The organism is Rhodopseudomonas pseudopalustris (assembly GCF_900110435.1).
Taxonomy (GTDB): Bacteria; Pseudomonadota; Alphaproteobacteria; order Rhizobiales; family Xanthobacteraceae; genus Rhodopseudomonas; species Rhodopseudomonas pseudopalustris.
This window is the reverse complement of record NZ_FODT01000004.1, coordinates 322,143-343,198: the sequence shown is the minus strand read 5'-3', so window position 1 is coordinate 343,198 and position 21,056 is coordinate 322,143. Positions and strand designations below refer to the sequence as shown.

Below are 21,056 nucleotides of genomic sequence, written 5' to 3'. Positions count from 1 at the left end.
GACAGAACGGCTGGCGCATGATCGGGTTCCACGGAACTCGCGGCAACCAGCCGTGCATAACAATGAGCCGAGCGCCCGCGGCGCTCGACGGGTTGCGCTCGGATTGTTAAGCCCGCCCCTCCGAAAGGAGAGTCGGCTGAGCCATGACCGTTGCGATCGAAATGGGGCAAACCACGGCGGGCGGATCGGCGACACTCGACCTCGAGGAATTGCTGGCGACCCGCCTTCTGGTGCAGGGCAATTCCGGCTCCGGCAAATCGCATTTGCTGCGCCGCCTGCTGGAGCAGAGCGCGCCATGGGTGCAACAGGCGATCATCGATCCCGAAGGCGACTTCGTGACCCTGGCCGAGCCGTTCGGCCACCTCGTCATCAATGCCGAAGACCACACCGAGCGCGGGCTGCAGGTTGCAGGTGAGCGCGCGCGTATCCATCGTGTCTCGACCGTGCTGAATCTCGAAGGGCTCGACGCCGAGAATCAGATGCGCCGCGCGGCGGCCTTTCTCGGCGGCATGTTCGACACCGCACGCGACCACTGGTACCCGATGCTCGTGGTGGTGGACGAAGCGCAACTCTTCGCCCCCGCTGTCGCCGGCGAAGTCTCGGACGAAGCGCGCAAGCTGTCGCTCGGCGCAATGACCAATCTGATGTGCCGCGGCCGCAAGCGCGGCCTCGCCGGCGTGATCGCGACCCAGCGTCTGGCAAAGCTCGCCAAGAATGTCGCCGCCGAGGCGTCCAACTTCCTGATGGGCCGCACCTTCCTCGATATCGACATGGCGCGCGCCGCCGACCTGCTCGGCATGGAGCGGCGCCAGGCGGATGCATTCCGCGACCTCGAGCGCGGGCAATTCATGGCGCTCGGCCCCGCATTGTCCCGCCGCCCGCTGGCGCTGCGGATCGGGCCGACCGACACCCACCCGCGCAACGCCACCCCGCGGCTGATGCCGCTGCCCGAAGCGGCGCTGCAAGACGCCCGCGCCATCATCCTCGCCGAACCGCCGCCCGAGACCGTGATGCGGCCGCAGCGCCGCTCTGCGCCCGATCTGCTGAGCCAGCTGATGGCGGCGAAGTCCGCCGCGCTGGAGGTTCGTCCGGAGCCGGTCGAGCAGCCGCTCAGTGCCGAGGAGTTGACGGCGCGCCGCGAGCGGCTCGACCGCATCCTGCGCGCGATCCTTGCCGAACCCGACGCCGGCTTTCGGGCCATCGGGGTGCTGTATCAGGAGTTTGTGGTGCGCTGCCGGATCGAAGGCCTGGTGGCGTCGGTCCCCGACATGACCGATTTCCGCCGGATGCTGACCCACGCCCGCGCCGGTCTCACCACCGAGGACATGGCGGACGACGACGGCTGGCAGGACGTCTCGATCCGCGCCGGGATGCTGCCCGAGGACATGCAGGGCGTGTTCATGATGATCGCGCGCGCGGCCAAGGAAGGCTGGCCCTGCCCTGGCGACGCCGCGATCGCCCGCGCCTATGGCACACACTCACTCCGCCGGGCGCGGCGGCTGCTGACCTATATCGAGGAACAGGGGCTGATCGTCTGCCAGTTCGACGGCACCGGCCGGCGCACGGTGACGCTGGTCGAACTCGCCTGGGCGACCGCGCCCGGGGACCCCAACGCCGCCGAAGAGATGCCGGCCGAAGACGCCTGCGACGCGCCGTCGGTTTGAAGCGGCCCCCGCGCGCTGTTCAGAATCGCTCGCCAAAAAACGGTTCCGGTCCCGCCGCCGATTTGCGATACCTATAGCGTTTTCGAGCGAAGTGGATGCCGGTTCGCGTCAAGAAAACGCTTCAGAACATCAAGTTAGAGCTTCGTTTCCGATTCAATCAGAACCGGAATAGCTGTAACGCCAGTCGAAGCAAAACTGATGCAGGGAGAATCGTCATGAAGACACGGGCCGCCGTGGCGTTCGAAGCCAAGAAGCCGCTCGAAATCGTCGAACTCGATCTCGAGGGGCCGAAGGCCGGCGAGGTGCTGGTCGAGATCAAGGCGACCGGCATCTGCCACACCGACGCCTACACGCTCGACGGCTTCGACAGCGAAGGCATCTTCCCCTCGATCCTCGGTCACGAGGGCGCCGGCATCGTCCGCGAGATCGGCCCAGGCGTCACCTCGGTGAAGCCCGGCGACCACGTCATCCCGCTGTACACGCCGGAATGCCGGCAGTGCAAAAGCTGCCTCAGCCAGAAGACCAATCTCTGCACCGCGATCCGCGCGACGCAGGGCAAGGGCCTGATGCCCGACGGCACCTCCCGATTCAGCTACAACGGCAAGCCGATCTATCACTATATGGGCTGCTCTACCTTCTCGAACTTCACCGTGCTGCCCGAGATCGCGGTGGCGAAGATCCGCGACGACGCGCCGTTCGACAAGAGCTGCTACATCGGCTGCGGCGTCACCACCGGCGTCGGCGCGGTGGTCAACACCGCCAAGGTCACGCCCGGCTCCAACATCGTGGTGTTCGGGCTCGGCGGCATCGGCCTCAACGTGATCCAGGGCGCGCGGATGGTCGGCGCCGACAAGATCGTCGGCGTCGATATCAACGACGACAAGGAGGAATGGGGCCGCCGCTTCGGCATGACGCATTTCGTCAACCCGAAAAAGATCGACGGCGACATCGTGCAACACCTCGTCGGCCTGACCGACGGCGGCGCGGACTACACGTTCGACTGCACCGGCAACACCACCGTGATGCGGCAGGCGCTGGAAGCCTGCCATCGCGGCTGGGGCGTCTCGGTGGTGATCGGCGTCGCGGAAGCCGGCAAGGAAATCTCGACGCGACCATTCCAGCTCGTCACTGGCCGCGTCTGGAAGGGATCGGCCTTCGGCGGCGCTCGCGGCCGCACAGATGTGCCGAAGATCGTCGACTGGTACATGAACGGCAAGATCGAGATCGACCCGATGATCACCCACTTGCTCAAGCTCGAGGACATCAACAAGGGCTTCGACCTGATGCACGAGGGCAAGTCGATCCGGTCGGTGGTGGTGTTCTAGGCACGTCCTATCGACGTGTCATTCCGGAATGCGCGCCCTTGGCGCGCAGACCCGGAATCCGAAGCGACTACACACCTCTCAACGTCATTCCGGGGCGCCGCAGCGAAGCTGCGGACGAACCCGGAATCCGATACAACGACATACCTCTCCGGTCGTCATTCCGGGATGCGCTGCGTAGCAGCGCAGACCCGGAATCCATACGCCCCGTGCTCTCGTTTACGCGCGGCCGTTGTCACTTCTTCAGTAAAGCATCAATTCCAGGGGCTATGGATTCCGGGTTCACGCTGCGCGTGCCCCGGAATGACGAACGAGAGATTTGAGCCGATCACGCCTCCGCCGTCCCGCCGGCGAAATTGCGATACAGGAAGCGGTCGCTGCCCTGCGCCGCTTCCGCCTCCGCTGTCTTGAAGATGCGCACGTGCAGCGGCGACAATGCGCAGGCCGGATCGGTCGCCGCAGCATCACCGGTGAGCGCAAACGCCTGACAGCGGCAGCCGCCGAAATCGATGTCCTTGAAGGCGCAGCTTGCACACGGCTGTTGCATCCAGCCGGTGCCGCGATAGCGGTTGAACGCTTCGGAGCTGCGCCAGATCTCCGCAATCGATTTGCCGCCCCGCACCGACTCGAATGCGAGGCCGGTGATGGTCTCGGCGGCGTGGCACGGCAGCACCCTGCCGCTCGGCGAGATGTTGAAGAACTGCCGGCCCCAGCCGCCCATGCACTTCTTCGGCCGCAGCGCGTAGTAGTCCGGGATGACGTAGTCGATCGCCAACACGCCCTTCAGCCGCTCGCGCGCCGCCTCCACGATCGCCGTGCAGCCCTCGATCTGCTGCAGCGTCGGCATCAGCGCAGCGCGGTTCTTCAGCGCCCAGCCGTAATACTGAACATTGGCGACTTCGAGTCGATCGGCGTCGAGTGCGACCGCCATCTCGATGATGTCGGGCAGTTGATGCAGATTCTGCCGATGCATCACGGCATTGACGGTGAGCGGCAGATCGAGCTCGCGGGTCCAGCGCGCGACTTCGATTTTCTTCGCATGAGCGCTGGCGAAACCCGCGACGCGATCGGCGACGGCCGGCTCGTTGCCCTGAAAGCTGATCTGGACGTGGCACAGCCCGGCGTCGGCAAGCGCCGCGAGGCGCTCGCGCGTCAGCAGCACCGCCGACGTGATCAAATTGGTGTACAGCCCGACCTCGCTGGCGTGCCGCACCAGTTCGTCGAGATCTTTTCGCGCGGTCGGCTCGCCGCCGGAGAAATGAATCTGCAGCACGCCGATCGCGGCGAGTTCGCTCAACACCCGCTTCCATTCGTCGGTCGACAGCTCCGTGCCGCCGCGCTCCAGCTCCACCGGATTCGAACAATACGGGCACTGCAGCGGGCAGCGATGCGTCAATTCCAGCAGCACCGCGAGCGGAATGCCGAAGCTCTCCGCGACCGAGCCGCGGGTTTCCAACACCGCGACGCCATCGGCTGGATCAACCGCGCTCGTCGGGCGATCGATCGAAGCGCTCATGGCGCGCTCTCCCGCGCCTCGGTGAGAAATCCCTTGTCGGCGAGGTCCTGCAACATCGCGACGACATCGGTTCCGATCTCGGCGCGATCGGCGGTGTACTTGGTCGCGAGCTGGTCGATGATCGCCGAAACGCTGCGCGCGCCATCGCAAAGCTGCAGGATCTCGACGGCGATGTCATCCGGCGCCAGCACGCGTTCGGGCGCGAGGATCACCCAGCGCTGCCGCGTCTCGTCGAACCGCAGCTTCGCGTGCCGCGGCAGCACCGGCCGGCTCACTTCGCTGACAATGATGTTGCGCGACGCCATCGCCTGCCCTCACCCGGCCTGCGGCACGAATGCGCCGGGCGGGATGTGGCCGTCGACATAAGCGTGGTGCAGCGCGTCGAGCTGCGCCCACAGCACGTTGGTCTTGAAGATCAGCGCGTTGCACACCGCCTCGCGCTCGGCCGGCGTGGCGGCATGGCGCTTGACGTAGTCCAGAGCGAAATCGGCGTCGCGCGGCGCTTGCGCGAGCCGGCGCTTGAAGTAGCTCATGATCTCCGGGTTGACGAAATCATAATGCGCCAACATGCCGGAGATGCGCTCCTCGTGCAGGTTCGGCGCGAATAATTCGGTCAGCGACGATGCGATCGCTTCCAGCGGCGTCCGGTCGCGGACGAAATGCACATAGGCGTCCACCGCAAACCGCGTCGCCGGCAGGATGCCTTCGGTCGATTCGACATAGGCGCTGTCGAGTCCGAGCCCTTCGGTCAGCTTCAGCCAGCGCTCGATGCCGCCCTCGCTGCCGATGTCGCCATCGTGATCTTCGATCCGGTGCCGCCATTCCACTCTTGTCGCGCGGTCGCGGAAGCGCGAGATCACCACCGCGTCCTTGATCGGGATCGTGCTCTGATAATAATAGCGGTTCAGCGCCCAGGCCTGCACCTGCCCCTTGGTCAGTTGGCCACCGTGCAACAGCCGATGAAACAGATGCAGATTGTGATAGCGCGCCGCGCCGATCTGCCGCAGCGCGGCTTCGAGTTCATCTGCGCTTCGCAGCGAGGCTGCGCCGTTGATCGAAAACGCGGTCATCGCATTCACAGCGTCACCTCCGTCCCGTCGGACGGGATTTCCCAACCGGCTCGCTCGGCAGCTTCACGCTCGGCGGAACAGCACAGCAGCGCAGGGTTGGAGTTATTGATATGCACGAATAGTTTTCGCGCAATGTCGAGGTCGCCGAGCGCGGCAATCGCACCGGCGTCGCCCGACATCGCGATGTGGCCCATCGCCTGCCCGGTCTTGTGGCCGAGCCCGGCGGTGATCAATTCGTCGTCGCGCCACACCGTTCCGTCGAACAACACCAGCGGCGCACCGGCGAGCCGCGCTTTCAGATCATCGGTCACGCGCGCACAGGCTGTAAGCACGTGGATGGATTGGCCAGTCGCCTTGTCGGTGATCGTCAGCCCGAGGGTATCGCCATCGGCCACATCACCGCCCGGGTGCGCCTGCCCTTCGAGATACCACGCGCCCTTTCCGGGAACCGCGAAAGCAACGACGCCGAGACCCGACGGCGTTCCGTCCGGCAGCGTCGGCTCGAACCGCCGATCGGTCTCGATCGGCCGACGCGACACCAGTTTCTCGTTCAGCACATTGAAGATGCTGTTGGCCTTCAGGATCGCCAGCACCTTGGCGTGAGCGTAGATCGCAAATGGAGATCCCTCGCGCATCGACAGCAGCCCCGCCACCGCATCGACTTCGCCATTGGTCAGGATCACGCCCGCAATCGGCGAATGGCGCAGGGCTCCCGGCTTTGGATGGAGCTGCGGCGTCGCGATCACCTGCTGGCGCAGATCGGGCGACGCGTTGATCAGGAACCAGTGATCGCCATCCGCGCTGACCGCCAGCGACGCCTGGGTGCGTCGAAGGTCACGATCGGCAAAGGCGGCGCGACAAACGGAGCAGCCGCAATTCCATTGCGGCACGCCGCCGCCGGCCGCCGCTCCAAGAACGACGACCCGCATCATCGGGAGCCTCCGCTCGCTAAGGAAATCCGCCGGATGCACCAAGCACGCGGTGAAAACGAAAGCAGCCGGCGTGGATGCGCCAGCTGCCTGCGCTCGTCACAAATCGCGCCGCTGTCGATTACTTGCGCACCGCGCAGGCGTACATGTTGATTTCCATGCCGACGGAAACTTCAACGATCGCAGGTTTCTTCCAGGCCATGATGTCCTCCCGAGGATTGCAGAACTATCGTCGCAATGTCTTGAAGATAGGTCCCGGATCGAACGCGTTCAAGCAGTCTGGCGACACGCGATCCGCAATCAGCACAAGGCACGGGGTGAACGGAAGATATGCACCGCGACACAATCTGCGCACTGCAACAAACTGGTGCGATGCGACACTCTCATCTCGCGGTCGCAACAATCCGATACAAGCCCTGGGTCCCGGCTTCGCGGCCATCGGCCGGAACCCGCCGGTGGCAGAACTGCAATCCGCTCGCGACGCCTCGGTCCGCGGCGATCGCTCACCGTCAATGAGGAGTTCCCGGCCCTCCCGGCGGCTCCCAGCGCCTGTTTTGACGGTTGGCATCCCAGGAAAAGGCCTGCGGCTAAGTGCTTCATTGCCAAAGCAGAGGCCTCGCCTTGACACTCTGGCATCTGGTATGCCAGTTGAGCCGCAGACGTCGTCCTTTCTGGATCTGCATGGAAGATCAATGGTCGCTCGCGCCCGCACCAGTTCGATGGACCTGATGGCCGAGCCGAATCTCGCGATAACGCCGCTGGCGCCCGAGGCCAGCTACAAGGCCAAGGCTTACCAGGCGCTGAAGCAGGCCATCCTCAAGATGGACATCTACACCACGCCCGAGCCCGTGATGCTCGACGAGCGCGCTCTGTCGGACAAGCTCGGCGTCAGCCGCACGCCGATCCGCGAGGCGATCGCGATGCTCGAGCAGGATGGCCTCGTGAAGGCGGTACCGCGCCGCGGCATCATCGTGGTGCGTCGGACCAAGGCGGAGATCGTCGATATGATCCGCGCCTGGGCGGCGCTGGAGAGCATGGCAGCGCGGCTGATCACCACGATGGCGCGCAAGCGCGATATCACCGCGCTGCGCGATGTATTCAAGGCATTCGGTCCCGATCACCTGCCGCAGGACTACATCGAGGAGTATTCCCGCGCCAACATCGTGTTTCATCAGGCGCTAATCTCGCTCAGCGAGTCCCAGGTGCTGGTCGACATGACCAACGACATCCTGCTTCACGTACGCGGTTATCGCCAGCTCACGATCGGCCGCAAGGAACGCATCGCGGCCTCGCTGCCCGAGCATCTTGCGATGATCGAGGCGATGGAGGAACGCGACACTGAACTCGCCGAGAAGCTGGCGCGCGACCACACCTTGCGCCTCGCCGCTTATGTCGAGGCGCACGGACAGGAATTGTTTGCTTGACGGCGCCGGCCAGCGCCTGAGGCGTCCACACGACGCGACTGAAAACACGTCCCGGCGCGCAACATCGCATCGGGAACCACGATTGGGAGAGATGTCGCGTCGCGCGCGCATCGGGATAACAGACGGAGCACGACCATGACCAAGGCGCTCGACGGCGTTCGCATTCTTGACTTCACCCACGTCCAGTCCGGACCGACCTGCACCCAGTTGCTGGCGTGGTTCGGCGCCGACGTCATCAAGGTCGAGCGCCCCGGCACCGGCGACATCACCCGCGGGCAATTGCAGGACATCCCGAAGGTCGACAGCCTTTACTTCACGATGCTCAACCACAACAAGCGGTCGATCACGCTCGACACCAAGAACCCGAAGGGCAAGGAGGTCCTCACCGCGCTGATCCGCTCCTGCGACGTGCTGGTCGAGAATTTCGGCCCCGGCGTGCTCGACCGGATGGGCTTCACCTGGGACAAGATCCAGGAGATCAACCCGCGAATGATCGTCGCGTCGATCAAGGGTTTCGGACCGGGTCCGTATGAGGACTGCAAGGTTTACGAGAACGTCGCGCAGTGCACCGGCGGCGCCGCCTCGACCACCGGATTCCGCGATGGTCCGCCGCTCGTCACCGGCGCGCAGATCGGCGACTCGGGCACCGGCCTGCACCTCGCGCTCGGCATCGTCACGGCCTTGTATCAACGCCAGCACACCGGTCGCGGCCAGCGCGTCACCGCCGCGATGCAGGACGGAGTCCTCAATCTGTCGCGCGTCAAGTTGCGCGACCAGCAGCGTCTCGCCCATGGCCCTCTGAAGGAGTACAGCCAGTTCGGCGAAGGCATTCCGTTCGGCGACGCGGTTCCGCGCGCCGGCAACGATTCCGGCGGCGGCCAACCCGGCCGCATCCTGAAGTGCAAGGGCTGGGAGACCGATCCCAACGCCTACATCTACTTCATCACCCAGGCGCCGGTGTGGGAGAAGATCTGCGACGTGATCGGCGAGACCGGCTGGAAGACTCACCCGGACTACGCGACGCCGCCGGCGCGGCTGAAGCACCTCAACGACATCTTCGCCCGGATCGAACAATGGACGATGACCAAGACCAAATTCGAGGCGATGGACATCCTCAACAGCGACGACATCCCCTGCGGGCCGATCCTGTCGATGAAGGAACTCGCCGAGGATCCGTCGTTGCGCGCCACCGGCACAGTGGTCGAGGTCGATCATCCGACCCGTGGCAAATACCTCTCCGTCGGCAACCCGATCAAGCTGTCGGACTCACCGACCGAGGTCAAGCGATCGCCGCTGCTCGGCGAGCACACTGACGAAGTGCTGCGTGAGGTGCTTGGATTCAACGATCATCAGATCGCCGAAATCCACGATTCCGGAGCACTTGCACCGCCGCGCAAGCAGGCCGCGGAGTAATCACCACGCGTCAGGCGAGGCTGGCAGCCTCGCCTCGCGACAAAACAGCGCTTGCCCGAATTTTCACGGCGCACCGGTTGAGATTTCTGCGTTTTTGTTTGCAAGCTTCGCTGGTTGATGGAAACATTCGAACCAAAGCGATGCGTATCCGAGGAAAAGCCGGCGAAGATCGGCTCCTCATATTTCGAGTTCAGGGGAGAGAAATATGAAGGGTGGAGCGACTCGAATTGCGTCCGGCGTGATCGCCGCCATCTGCGCCGCGAGCTGGATCGCACCGGCGAATGCCGACTGGCAGCCGACGCGACCGGTCGAATTTATTGTTCCCGCCGGCACCGGCGGCGGCGCCGACCAGATGGCGCGCACGCTGCAGGGCATTGTCACCAAATACAATCTGATGAAGCAGCCGCTGGTCGTGGTCAACAAATCGGGCGGCGCCGGCGGTGAAGGCTTCCTCGACGTCAAGATGGCGGCGAACAATCCGCACAAGATCATCATCACGCTGTCCAACCTGTTCACGACGCCGCTCGCAACCGGCATCCCGTTCGGCTGGAAAGACCTCACCCCGGTCGCGATGCTCGCGCTCGACGAGTTCGTGCTCTGGGTCAACGCCGATAAGCCCTACAAGACCGCGCAGGACTTCATCGACGCCGTGAAGAAGGCCCCCGCCGGCAGCATCAAATTCGGCGGCACCGGCTCCAAGCAGGAAGACCAGATCATCACCGTGGCGCTGGAGAAGGCGACCGCGTCGAAGCTCACCTACATCCCGTACAAGGGCGGCGGCGAAGTCGCAGTTCAGTTAGTCGGCAATCACATCGACGCCACCGTCAACAACCCGATCGAGGCCGTGGCGCAATGGCGCGGCGGCAAGCTGCGTCCGCTCTGCGTATTCGACGCCAAGCCGATGGACTACAGCGAACCGATCGCGGACGGCCAGGCCTGGAAGGACATTCCGACCTGCAAATCGCAGGGGCTCGACATCGAGTATCTGATGTTGCGCGGCATCTTCATGGGGCCGAAGGCGACGCCTGACCAGGTCGCTTATTATGTCGACCTGTTCAACAAGGTGCGCGAAACCTCGGAATGGAAAGACTTCATGAAGAGCGGTGCGTTCAACACCACCTTCCTGACCGGCCCCGATTTCACCAAATGGATCGAGACCGAGGACAAGCGACACGAGAGCCTGATGCGCGAAGCCGGCTTCCTGGCCCAGGCCAACTGATCAAGGCGACTGACCAAGCTACTGACATCGGCTCCGGCGTGGAGCATCAGCCCACGCCGCCTCTCCTGTCGGGAATGTTCTCATGTCTGCATCGACTGACGGCAACCTCGGTCCCTCGCACAAACTGGTCGAGGCCGGCGTCGCGTTGCTGATCGGCATCGCCGGGATCGTGGTGATCATCGGCAGCATCAAGGCCGGGATCGGCTGGGGCGCCGACGGGCCGCGCGCCGGCTTCTTCCCGTTCTATATCGGGCTGTTCATCGTGGTCGCCAGCGTGATCAACCTGATTACAGCGCTGCGTTCCCGCAACCATCATCTGTTCGCCGAATGGAGCCAGCTCGGCCATGTGATGAGTGTGCTGATCCCGAGCGCGCTGTTCGTCGGCGCGATGCCATTCGTCGGCCTCTACGTCTCGTCGTCGCTGTTCATCGGCTGGTTCATGCGCTGGCTCGGCAAATATCGCTGGCTGACCGTGCTGGCCGTCGCGATCGGCGCGCCGGTGATCACCTATCTCGTTTTCGAACGCTGGTTCCTGGTCCCGCTGCCCAAAGGGCCGCTCGAGGAATGGCTCGGCCTTTAGCGCTCTCGCATTTCAGGACCTCACCGAATGGAAGAACTCGCCAACCTGTTTCACGGCTTCTCCGTCGCGCTGATGCCGTTCAACATCCTGGTGATGGTCATCGGCATCGTGCTCGGCGTCATCATCGGCGTGCTGCCGGGCCTCGGCGGCGCCAACGGCGTCGCAATCCTGCTGCCGCTCACCTTCAGCATGCCGCCGACCTCGGCGATCATCATGCTGTCCTGCATCTATTGGGGCGCGCTGTTCGGCGGCGCGATCACCTCCATCCTGTTCAATATCCCGGGCGAGCCTTGGTCGGTCGCGACCACGTTCGACGGCTATCCGATGGCGCAGCAGGGCAAGGCCGGCGAGGCTTTGACCGCAGCTTTTACGTCGTCCTTCGTCGGCGCGCTGTTCGCGATCGTCATGATCACGCTGGTGGCCCCGCTGGTCGCGCGCTTCGCGCTCGAGTTCGGCCCGCCGGAAAAATTTGCGGTGTACTTCCTCGCCTTCTGCAGTTTCGTCGGACTATCGAAAGAACCACCCTTCAAGACCGTCGCGGCGATGATGCTCGGCTTCGCGCTCGCCGCCGTCGGGCTCGATTCGATGACCGGGCAGCTCCGGCTGACCTTCGGCTTCACCGAGATGCTGAACGGCTTCGACTTCCTGATCGCGGTGATCGGCCTGTTCGGCATCGGCGAAATCCTGCTGACGATGGAAGACGGGCTCAGCTTCCGCGGCAGCAAGGCCAAGATCAATCTGCGCGTCGTGCTGCAGACCTGGAAGGAGCTGCCGCGCTACTGGATGACGTCGCTGCGCTCCAGCGTGATCGGCTGCTGGATGGGGATCACGCCCGCCGGCGCCACGCCGGCGTCATTCATGAGCTACGGCATCGCCAAGCGGATGTCGAAGAACGGCCAGAATTTCGGCCGCGGCGAGATCGAAGGCGTGATTGCGCCGGAGACCGCGGCGCACGCCGCAGGCACCGCCGCTCTGCTGCCGATGCTGTCGCTCGGCGTGCCCGGTTCGCCGACCGCCGCGGTGCTGCTCGGCGGCCTCCTGATCTGGGGCCTGCAGCCGGGGCCGATGCTGTTCGTCGAGCAGAAGGAGTTCGTCTGGGGCCTGATCGCCTCGATGTATCTCGGCAACGTCGTCGGCCTGCTGATCGTGCTCACCTGCGTGCCGGTGTTCGCCGCGATCCTGCGGATTCCATTCAGCATCGTTGCGCCGCTGATCCTGGTGCTCTGCGCGATCGGCGCCTATTCGGTGCACAACTCCACCTTCGACGTGATGCTGATGCTGGTATTCGGGGTGATCGGCTACCTGCTGAAGAAATGCAACTATCCACTTGCGCCGCTGGTGCTCGCGATCGTACTCGGCGACAAGGCGGAGGAAGCGTTCCGGCAATCACTGCTCGCCTCGCAGGGCGCGCTCGGCGTGTTCTTCTCGAACGGGCTGGTCGGCACGATCATGGCGCTCGGGCTGATCGCGCTGTTCTGGTCGCTGATCAACGAGGGCTACGTCCGGCTGCGTTCCGCGGCGACCGGACGGCCGCGAGCGGCTGGCCCGGATTACGAATAACCGAATGAAGATGGCGCGCTTGAACCACGCGCCGATCTGACCGATAACCGCCGCACCGCCTCTTTCGCGGCTGCAGTCTCCACGATCGCCAGGCGTTCTGGCGTTGAGCCCAGGAAGTTCGATGAAAGTCTGTATCTACGGCGCCGGCGCGATCGGCGGATATCTCGGCGTGCAACTCGCGCAATCCGGCGCCGACGTGAGCCTGGTGGCGCGCGGCGCGCATCTTGCGGCGATGAAGGAGAACGGCCTGAAGCTGCTGATCGGCGACGAGGAGCGCGTGGTGAAAGTCCGCGCCACCGACACCCCGTCCGAACTCGGCGTGCAGGACTTCATTATCATCTGCCTCAAGGCGCATTCGATCACCGGCGCGATCGACGCGATGAAGCCGCTGCTCGGCTCACACACCCGCATCGTCACCGCCGTCAACGGCGTGCCGTATTGGTACTTCTACAAGCACGGCAATCAGTTCGAGGGTTCGACGCTGGAGAGCATCGATCCCGGCGGCCGGCAGTGGAAGGAACTCGGCCCCGAGCGCGGCATCGGCTGCATCGTCTATCCCGCCACCGAGCTCGAAGCCCCCGGCGTGATCCGCCACGTCTATGGCGACAAATTCCCGGTCGGCGAAGCCTCCGGCGAGACCACCGCCGACGTGCAGAATCTGTCCAAGCTGCTGGAGGCCGCCGGCCTGAAGGCGCCGATCCTCGACCGGATCCGCGACGAGATCTGGCTGAAGCTGTGGGGCAATGTCTGCTTCAACCCGATCAGCGCCCTCACCCACGCGACGCTCGACGTGATCGCGTCCGATCCCGCGACGCGTGCGCTGTCGAAGGCGATGATGCTGGAAGCGCAGGCGATCGCCGAAACCTTCGGCGTCAAGTTCCGCGTCGACGTCGAGCGGCGGATCGAGGGCGCGCGAAAAGTCGGCGCGCACAAGACCTCGATGCTGCAGGACCTCGAGCGCGGCCGCCCGATGGAGATCGATCCGCTGGTCACCGTGGTGCAGGAGATGGGCCGCATGACTAATATCCCGACCCCGGCGATCGACGCCGTGCTCGGCCTGGTGATCCAGCGCGCCAAGGTGGCGGGGCTGTACTAACTGGCGCCGTAGCAACGTCATTCCGGGGCGCTCGCGCAAGCGAGTGAACCCGGAATCTCGAGGTTGCTCGTACGCCGATCCCATCGAGAGTCCGGGTTCGCGCGTTTCACGCGCGCCCCGGAATGACCCGCATTGTTGAGGAGAACACCCGCCATGACCAAATGGGTTCGCTTCCGCGCCAACGGCGCGATTGGCTTCGGCACCATCGCACAATCCGACATCGCCGTGCATGACGGCGAGATGTTCGGTGCCAACAAGCCGACCGGACAGACATTGCAACTCGGCGATGTCGAGCTGCTTGCGCCCTGCGCGCCGGCGAAGATCATCGGGTTGTGGAACAATTTTCACGCACTGGCCGCCAAGCTCAATCAATCGGTCCCGCCGGAGCCGTTGTACTTCCTGAAGGCGACCACCAGCGTCGCCGCGCATGGCGCCGTCGTCGATCGTCCGGCCTCGTATGACGGCAAGGTGGTGTATGAGGGCGAGCTCGGCGTCGTGATCGGCAAAGAGTGCCGGGGCGTCTCCGAGGCCGACACGGCTTCGCACATTTTCGGCTACACCTGCGTCAACGACATCACCGCGGCCGACATCCTCAATCGCGACCCGAGCTTCCCGCAATGGTCGCGCGCCAAGAGCTTCGACGGCTTCGGCCCGTTCGGGCCGGCGATCGTCACCGGCCTCGATCCCGCAACGCTGTCGATCCGCACCATTCTGAACGGCGCCGAGCGGCAGAACTATCCGGTTGCGGACATGATCTTCAGCCCCGCGAGGCTGGTCAGCCTGATCTCGCGCGACATGACGCTCGAGCCCGGCGACCTGATCTGCTGCGGCACCTCGGTCGGCGTCGGCGTGATGAAGGAGCCGGTCAACAGCGTCACCATCGCGATCGAAGGTATCGGCGAGTTGCACAATGAATTCCGTCAGACAGTGAAAGCGTAACACGCCTCGCCTGTCCTCCGTCATTCCGGGGCGCGAACGCAGTTCGCGAACCCGGAATCTAGCGGTTGTTGCGCACTCGTTGTCTTTTCCCTTCGAGATTCCGGGTTCGCTCGCTGCGCGAGCGCCCCGGAATGACCAGGCACGCAGTCTCCCTCCCCATTAGACATTTCGTCGCCGGTTCGGCATCCTGCCGGCGTCACAACAGCAACAGGCGCGCGAGGCGCCGCGAATGTCCGAGGGATAGAGCCATGATCAAGACGCGTTTTACCGAAACATTCGGCATCCAGCATCCGATCGTCCAGGGCGGGATGCAGTGGGTCGGCCGCGCCGAACTCGTGGCCGCTGTCGCCAATGCCGGCGCGCTCGGCATGATCACCGCGCTGACACAGCCGACGCCGGAGGATCTCACCAAGGAGATCGCGCGCTGCCGTGACCTCACCGACAAGCCGTTCGGCGTCAACCTCACGATCCTGCCGGCGATCAAGCCGCCGCCTTATGCGGAGTATCGTCAGGCGATCATCGAGAGCGGCGTCAGGATCGTCGAGACCGCCGGCAACAAGCCGCAGGAGCACGTCGAGGAATTTAGAAAGCACGGCGTCAAGGTTCTGCACAAATGCACCAGCGTCCGCCACGCGCTGTCGGCGGAGCGGATGGGCGTCGACGGCATTTCGATCGACGGTTTCGAATGCGCCGGCCACCCCGGCGAGGACGACACGCCCGGCCTGATCCTGATTCCCGCCGCCGCCGACAAGATCAAGGTCCCGATGATCGCCTCGGGCGGCTTCGCCGATGGGCGCGGCTTGGTCGCGGCGCTGGCGCTCGGCGCCGACGGCATCAACATGGGCACGCGATTCATGTGCACCAAAGAGAGCCCGATCCATCAGGCGGTGAAGGAAAAGATCGTCGCCAATGACGAGCGCTCGACCGACCTGATCTTCCGCACCATGCGCAACACCTCGCGCGTCGCGAAGAACGCGATCAGCCAGCAGGTGATCGAGCTGGAGAAGCAGGGCGCGACCTTCGAGCAGGTCCGCGAACTCGTCGCCGGCGCCCGCGGCAAGATGGTCTACGCCACCGGCGACACCGATGAAGGCGTGTGGTCGGCCGGTCAGGTGCAGGGCCTGATTCATGACATTCCGAGCTGCGCCGAGTTGGTGTCGCGGATCATGCGCGACGCCGAGGCGATCATCCGTGCGCGGCTCGAAGCGATGCTGTCGGGCGGCCAGCGCGAAGCCGCCGAATGACGACCATGAGACACCGAGCGAGCTGAAATGAAGGCCTATGTCTATGGCGCCGGCGGCGCCGCCATCACCGACATCGACAAACCGGCCCCACGGGGACCGCAGGTCCTGATCCGCGTCCGCGCCTGCGGCCTCAATCGCGCCGACCTGGGCATGACCAAGGGTCATGCCCACGGCGCGGCCGGTGGCGGCGGCGCCGTGCTCGGCATGGAATGGGCCGGCGAGATCGAAGCGGTCGGTGACGAGGCCTATGGCTGCGAGGTCGGCGACCGCGTGATGGGCTCGGGCGCCGCGGCGTTCGGCGAGTACACGCTGGCCGATCACGGCCGGCTGTTCCCGATACCGGATGGCGTGAGCTTCGAGGATGCCGCCGCCCTGCCCGTCGCGCTCACCACCATGCACAACGCGCTGATCGCGGTCGGCAAGCTGCGCGCCGGCCAGTCCGTGCTGATCCAGGGCGCGAGCTCAGGCGTCGGGCTGATGGCGCTGCAGATCGCCCGGCTGAAGGGTGCCAAGCTGGTGATCGGCTCGTCGACCGACAACAGCCGCCGCGACCGGCTGCGCGAGTTCGGCGCGGACCTCGCGATCGATTCGTCGGGAAGCGGCTGGGTCGATCAGGTGCTCGCCGCCACCGGCGGCGCCGGGGTCGATCTGATCATCGACCAGATTTCCGGCAGCGTCGCCAACCAGAACCTCGCCGCGACCCGCGTGCTCGGCCGCATCGTCAATGTCGGCCGGCTCGGCGGCGCCCACGCCGATTTCAATTTCGATCTGCATGCGGCGCGGCGGATCGACTATGTCGGCGTCACCTTCCGCACCCGCAGCATTGAAGAGATTCGCGAAATCTTCCGCCAGGTGCGCGGCGATATCTGGCCGGCCGTCGAAACACGCAAGCTGAAGTTGCCGGTGGACCGCGTCTTCGCGTTCGCCGAGATCGACAAGGCCTTCGCACACATGGAGGCGAACCGTCATTTCGGAAAGATCGTCGTAACGCTCTGATCGTCTCCTGCGAGCACGCAACGCAACCGATTTAGCTAAGAACAAATTGCAATTGCAGCGGACGCGAAATCACAACGAGGTTCCGCATTCCTCGGCTTTTATGTTCGGGATCGGGCTGCTACACCGCAGCCTATGAGTAATTACGCCAGCACCAAATCGCGTGTGGCCGCGGTCTCCGTCCTGGCGAGCGCCAGCATGGCCGCGGCGAAATTCGCCATCGGCATCGCGATCGGATCGCTGGCGCTGATTTCCGAAGCGCTGCACAGCTCGATCGATCTGATTGCGACCATCATCACCTGGTTCGTGGTACGCGTCTCCGATCGCCCGGCCGACGATGTGCATCACTATGGCCACGGCAAGATCGAAAGCCTGTCGGCGCTCGGCGTCATCGCGCTGTTGTATGTGCTGGCGGGCGGCATCCTGGTCGAGGCGGTCACCCGGCTGCGCGAGGGCGCTCCGCCGCCGGCGTTCTCGCTGCTGGCGTTCGCCGTGCTCGGCGTCGACATCGTCGTCAATCTGTGGCGCGCCTGGGCGCTGCACCGGACCGCGGTCGCGACCAAGAGCCAGGCGCTCGCCGCCGACGCGCTGCATTTCGCCTCCGATGTGCTCGGATCGTTCGCGGTGATCGGCGGATTGTCGCTGTCGGCGATGGGCTTCGCCTGGGGCGACGCCGGGGCCGCGATCGGCGTCGCGGTGATGATCTCGATCCTCGGACTGCGGCTCGGCCGCTCGACGATCCAGACCTTGCTCGACCGCGCTCCGGAGGGCGTCTCGGAGAAGGCGCGCGAGGTGATCGGCGCGGTGCCGGGTGTCGTCGGCATCGAGCGGCTGCGGGCGCGGATGGTCGGCCCGACGCATTTCATCGACGCGCTGGTCGAGGTCCCCCGCACCTACCCGATCGATCGCATCGACGAGATCAAGCGTCGCACCGACGACGCGCTGAAACTCGCCTTCGAGGACGCCGACCTCACCTTCACCGCGATTCCAGTGGCGCGCGACAACGAGACCGTGCGCGAGCGCATCATGGTGATCGCGCGCAATTCCGGCCTCGCCGTCCACCACGTCACCGTGCACGACCTCGGCTGCAAGATCACCGTCAGCATCGATCTCGAGGTCGACGGCAACATGCCGCTGATCGAGGCCCATGACATCGCGCATGAACTCGAGAGGCACATTCGCGACGATTTCGGCACCGACGTCGAAGTCGACACCCATATCGAGCCGCTCGAGCCGGAGATGCCGCACGGCGCCGACGCGTCGCCCGCGCGCGTCGAGGAGATCAGCGGCGCACTGATCAAACTCGCCAGCGACGGCGTCATCCATCACATCCACAACGTCCGGGTCCGCGACACCGAGGCCGGCGAGATCGTCAATTTCCATTGTTACGCCGAACCCTCGCTCAGCGTCATCGCAGTGCACGAACACGTCGACGAGATCGAGCGCAGGTTGCGCCGCGCCTTCCCCACCGTGAAGCGCGTGATCAGTCACGCCGAGCCGCCGAACGCCGACTGAGACAAGTACGAGTCGTCGTTCCCGTTTCGGACTCGACTCACGCACAAATGAGCGCGCGATTCATCTTTGGATAAGAAATTTTCCGATCTGCCGAATCGTTGACTCTCGACAGCCCGACAAAAGTGGATTCAAATCAGGCCATGATTCGAACGGCAAAAATCGTTCGAACGGACACTGACAGACATTTTGGTGAGGGCCACGGTATGGCGCGCGTGCAGGCGGCGAACGCTTGCGTTCAATCCGATTCAATCAAGGGATTGGCGCAATCGATCGCTAAACCGGCCTACCATCGGCTGCTGACGGCCGAGCCGGTGCTCCGCCGCGCCGTCCCGATCCTGATCATCGCTTTCCTCGTGACCATCTGCTTCGGCGCCGCGGTTCAGGTCATCGACCAGAGCCGGCAGAAGCGCGCCGCGCTCAATCGCGACCTCTCCGCCCTCGCCGACCTGCTCGCGGAACGGCTCGAACATATCGGTGTGGTGCGGCTCGACCGCGCGGCGTCGATCGAACGCCTGCAGAGCCTGCTACCCGGCCTCGTTCCATCGTGGGGCATCGCCGCGGGACGGCATGTCATCGTCACCGGCGCCGATCAACGCGTGCTGGCGCGGGTGCCGGGCGATGAAGGCGCCAGCGCCGCCAACAGATTCCTCGACATCATCAGCGCCACGCCGACGCTGACGAAGTCCTCACAGCAAGGCGTCCTCAGCGAGATCACCTTGCCGAGCGGTGCCTCGGCGCTGGCGACGCTGCACACCATCAAGTCGTTGCCGGGCCAGGTCATCATCATCCAGGAAGATACCGGCTCGATCCTGCGCTCCGATGCGGCGCTGCAGATCACCCTGTCGGCCACCACCGGCTTCGTCGTGCTGATCCTCGGCTTTGCCTTCCACTGGCAGTCGACCCGCGCGCGCGAAGGCGATCTGATCAACGACGCGGTGCGCAGCCGGATCGACACCGCGCTCAATCGCGGCCGCTGCGGCCTGTGGGATTGGGACCTGTCGCGCGGCCGGATCTTCTGGTCGCAGTCGATGTTCACCCTGCTCGGCCTGGAGAGCCGCAACGACCTCCTGACCTTCGGCGAGGTCAACGCACTGGTGAACAGCGACGACATCGACCTGTTCACGATCGGCGACGAACTGATCGCCGGCGCCGCCGATCACATCGACCACAGCTTCCGGATGCGGCACGCCAACGGTCACTGGATCTGGCTGCGGATGCGTTGCGAGCTCAGCCAGGAATCGCCCACCGAAAACAAGCATCTGATCGGCATCGCGGTCGACGTCACCGAACAGAAGAGCCTCGCCGAACGCACCGTCGAAGCCGATCTGCGGCTGCGGGACGCGATCGAAACCCTGCCCGAGGCGTTCGTGCTGTGGGACTCCGACAACCGACTCGTGCTGTGCAACTCGCACTTCCAGCGGCTGCACAAGCTGCCGGATTCCGCAATTGCGCCCGGCACGTCCTATGAGACGGTGATCGAGGTCGGGCAGATGCCGGAAATCCGCACCCGGCAATGCGACGTCGGCGCGGGGTCGCCGCCCGGCGCGCGCACCTTCGAGGCGCAACTCGACGACGGAAGCTGGCTGCACATCAGCGAACGCCGCACCAAGGACGGCGGCTACGTCGCGGTCGGCACCAACATCACCCGCATCAAGGCGCACGAGCAGAAGCTCGTCGACAACGATTTGCGGCTTCGCGCAACCGTCGCCGACCTGAAAATCTCGCAGGTCAAGCTGGAGCGCCAAGCGATCGAACTCGCCGATCTCGCGCGAAAATACTCCGAGGAAAAAACCCGGGCCGAAGAAGCCAACCAGGCCAAGTCGAAATTCCTCGCCAATATGAGCCACGAGCTGCGCACGCCGCTCAACGCGATCATCGGCTTCTCGGAGATTATGGGCAGCGGCATGTTCGGCACGCTGGGCTCGGAGAAGTATCAGGAATACTGCCACGACATCATGACCAGCGGTCACTATCTGCTGGAGGTGATCAACGACATTCTCGACATGTCGAAGATCGAGGCCGGCCGCATGCGGCTCGAGATGGAGGAGCTCGATCTCGCCCGAACGCTCGGCGAATCGCTCAAGGTCGTCGCCGGTCGCGCCGACAACAAGCATCTCGAGCTTCGCGCCGAAATCGAGGACGGCATCCCGATCGTGGCTGATCGCCGCGCGATCAAGCAGATTCTGATCAACCTGTTGTCGAACGCCGTGAAATTCACCCCCGACGGCGGGCGGGTGACGGTGCGCAGCCGGACGCTGGAAGATTCCATCGTGATGATGATCGCCGATTCAGGCATCGGTATCGCCCCGCAATCGCTGCGAAGGCTCGGACAGCCGTTCGAGCAGGTCGAGAGCCAGCTCACCAAGACCTATCACGGCTCCGGGCTGGGTCTGGCGATCGCCAAGTCGCTCACCCGGCTGCATGGCGGCTCGATGCGTCTGCGCTCGACGCTCGGCGCCGGAACGGTGGTGATGGTCACGCTGCCGCGCGACTGCCAGAAGCGCCGGATGGCGGCCTGACCTCCGCGGTTTGTCGGCGTCGATCCACGAGCAAAGCCGTGGCCGGCGATGCT

At 64.7% G+C, this 21,056-nt stretch carries 18 protein-coding genes; 13 read left to right on the top strand and 5 right to left on the bottom strand.

What is annotated here, in order from left to right; genetic code table 11:
- Nucleotides 1–143: 143 nt before the first annotated feature.
- Together BMY71_RS10450 and BMY71_RS10445 are read left to right on the top strand one after the other, a co-directional pair.
- Nucleotides 144–1,664 carry a helicase HerA domain-containing protein gene (locus tag BMY71_RS10450; protein ID WP_011502454.1) on the top strand — a complete coding sequence of 507 codons (1,521 nt, stop codon included), beginning with the start codon at nucleotides 144–146 and terminating at the stop codon, nucleotides 1,662–1,664.
- Between the two features lie 215 nt (nucleotides 1,665–1,879).
- Entirely contained in the window at nucleotides 1,880–2,989 is a 1,110-nt protein-coding gene (locus BMY71_RS10445) for an S-(hydroxymethyl)glutathione dehydrogenase/class III alcohol dehydrogenase (RefSeq protein ID WP_092683546.1), read from the top strand.
- Nucleotides 2,990–3,314: 325 nt separating this feature from the next.
- Here the strand turns inward: BMY71_RS10445 and pqqE are convergent, their stop codons facing one another.
- From pqqE to pqqA, 5 genes are all read right to left on the bottom strand, one after another.
- Nucleotides 3,315–4,502, bottom strand: coding sequence for a pyrroloquinoline quinone biosynthesis protein PqqE (gene pqqE, locus BMY71_RS10440; protein WP_092683544.1), 1,188 nt, complete (start codon nucleotides 4,500–4,502; stop codon nucleotides 3,315–3,317).
- On the bottom strand, nucleotides 4,499–4,807 hold the full coding sequence (pqqD, locus tag BMY71_RS10435; RefSeq protein ID WP_092683542.1) for a pyrroloquinoline quinone biosynthesis peptide chaperone PqqD: 309 nt from the start codon (nucleotides 4,805–4,807) through the stop codon (nucleotides 4,499–4,501). Before pqqD ends, pqqE begins: the two co-directional genes overlap by 4 nt.
- A gap of 9 nt (nucleotides 4,808–4,816) precedes the next feature.
- Nucleotides 4,817–5,581: a pyrroloquinoline-quinone synthase PqqC gene (gene pqqC, locus BMY71_RS10430; protein ID WP_175557646.1), complete on the bottom strand. Its 765-nt coding sequence runs from the start codon at nucleotides 5,579–5,581 to the stop codon at nucleotides 4,817–4,819.
- Nucleotides 5,578–6,504, bottom strand: coding sequence for a pyrroloquinoline quinone biosynthesis protein PqqB (pqqB, locus tag BMY71_RS10425; RefSeq protein WP_092683538.1), 927 nt, complete (start codon nucleotides 6,502–6,504; stop codon nucleotides 5,578–5,580). The genes pqqC and pqqB overlap by 4 nt, the downstream gene beginning before the upstream one ends.
- Before the next feature lie 118 nt (nucleotides 6,505–6,622).
- Entirely contained in the window at nucleotides 6,623–6,703 is an 81-nt protein-coding gene (pqqA, locus tag BMY71_RS10420; RefSeq protein WP_041798311.1) for a pyrroloquinoline quinone precursor peptide PqqA, read from the bottom strand.
- Nucleotides 6,704–7,193: 490 nt separating this feature from the next.
- On the opposite strand from pqqA, the gene BMY71_RS10415 reads away from it, so the two are divergent.
- From BMY71_RS10415 to BMY71_RS10365, 11 genes are all read left to right on the top strand, one after another.
- Complete coding sequence (locus tag BMY71_RS10415; RefSeq protein ID WP_092683537.1) at nucleotides 7,194–7,925, top strand: GntR family transcriptional regulator; 732 nt, start codon at nucleotides 7,194–7,196, stop codon at nucleotides 7,923–7,925.
- 135 nt (nucleotides 7,926–8,060) lie between these two features.
- Nucleotides 8,061–9,338 carry a formyl-CoA transferase gene (frc, locus tag BMY71_RS10410; protein WP_011502446.1) on the top strand — a complete coding sequence of 426 codons (1,278 nt, stop codon included), beginning with the start codon at nucleotides 8,061–8,063 and terminating at the stop codon, nucleotides 9,336–9,338.
- 205 nt (nucleotides 9,339–9,543) lie between these two features.
- Nucleotides 9,544–10,557, top strand: a complete 1,014-nt coding sequence (locus tag BMY71_RS10405; protein WP_175557645.1) for a Bug family tripartite tricarboxylate transporter substrate binding protein — start codon at nucleotides 9,544–9,546, stop codon at nucleotides 10,555–10,557.
- A gap of 82 nt (nucleotides 10,558–10,639) precedes the next feature.
- Nucleotides 10,640–11,137 carry a tripartite tricarboxylate transporter TctB family protein gene (locus tag BMY71_RS10400; RefSeq protein ID WP_011502444.1) on the top strand — a complete coding sequence of 166 codons (498 nt, stop codon included), beginning with the start codon at nucleotides 10,640–10,642 and terminating at the stop codon, nucleotides 11,135–11,137.
- Nucleotides 11,138–11,164: 27 nt separating this feature from the next.
- Entirely contained in the window at nucleotides 11,165–12,697 is a 1,533-nt protein-coding gene (locus BMY71_RS10395; protein WP_092683535.1) for a tripartite tricarboxylate transporter permease, read from the top strand.
- 121 nt (nucleotides 12,698–12,818) lie between these two features.
- Nucleotides 12,819–13,793: a 2-dehydropantoate 2-reductase gene (locus BMY71_RS10390; protein ID WP_092683533.1), complete on the top strand. Its 975-nt coding sequence runs from the start codon at nucleotides 12,819–12,821 to the stop codon at nucleotides 13,791–13,793.
- Between the two features lie 153 nt (nucleotides 13,794–13,946).
- Complete coding sequence (locus BMY71_RS10385; RefSeq protein ID WP_092683531.1) at nucleotides 13,947–14,732, top strand: fumarylacetoacetate hydrolase family protein; 786 nt, start codon at nucleotides 13,947–13,949, stop codon at nucleotides 14,730–14,732.
- 248 nt (nucleotides 14,733–14,980) lie between these two features.
- Complete coding sequence (locus tag BMY71_RS10380; RefSeq protein ID WP_092683529.1) at nucleotides 14,981–15,976, top strand: NAD(P)H-dependent flavin oxidoreductase; 996 nt, start codon at nucleotides 14,981–14,983, stop codon at nucleotides 15,974–15,976.
- Between the two features lie 27 nt (nucleotides 15,977–16,003).
- Entirely contained in the window at nucleotides 16,004–16,972 is a 969-nt protein-coding gene (locus tag BMY71_RS10375) for a quinone oxidoreductase family protein (protein ID WP_092683527.1), read from the top strand.
- Nucleotides 16,973–17,104: 132 nt separating this feature from the next.
- Nucleotides 17,105–18,484: a cation diffusion facilitator family transporter gene (locus BMY71_RS10370; protein ID WP_011502438.1), complete on the top strand. Its 1,380-nt coding sequence runs from the start codon at nucleotides 17,105–17,107 to the stop codon at nucleotides 18,482–18,484.
- A gap of 203 nt (nucleotides 18,485–18,687) precedes the next feature.
- On the top strand, nucleotides 18,688–21,003 hold the full coding sequence (locus tag BMY71_RS10365; protein ID WP_092683525.1) for an ATP-binding protein: 2,316 nt from the start codon (nucleotides 18,688–18,690) through the stop codon (nucleotides 21,001–21,003).
- Nucleotides 21,004–21,056 lie beyond the last annotated feature (53 nt).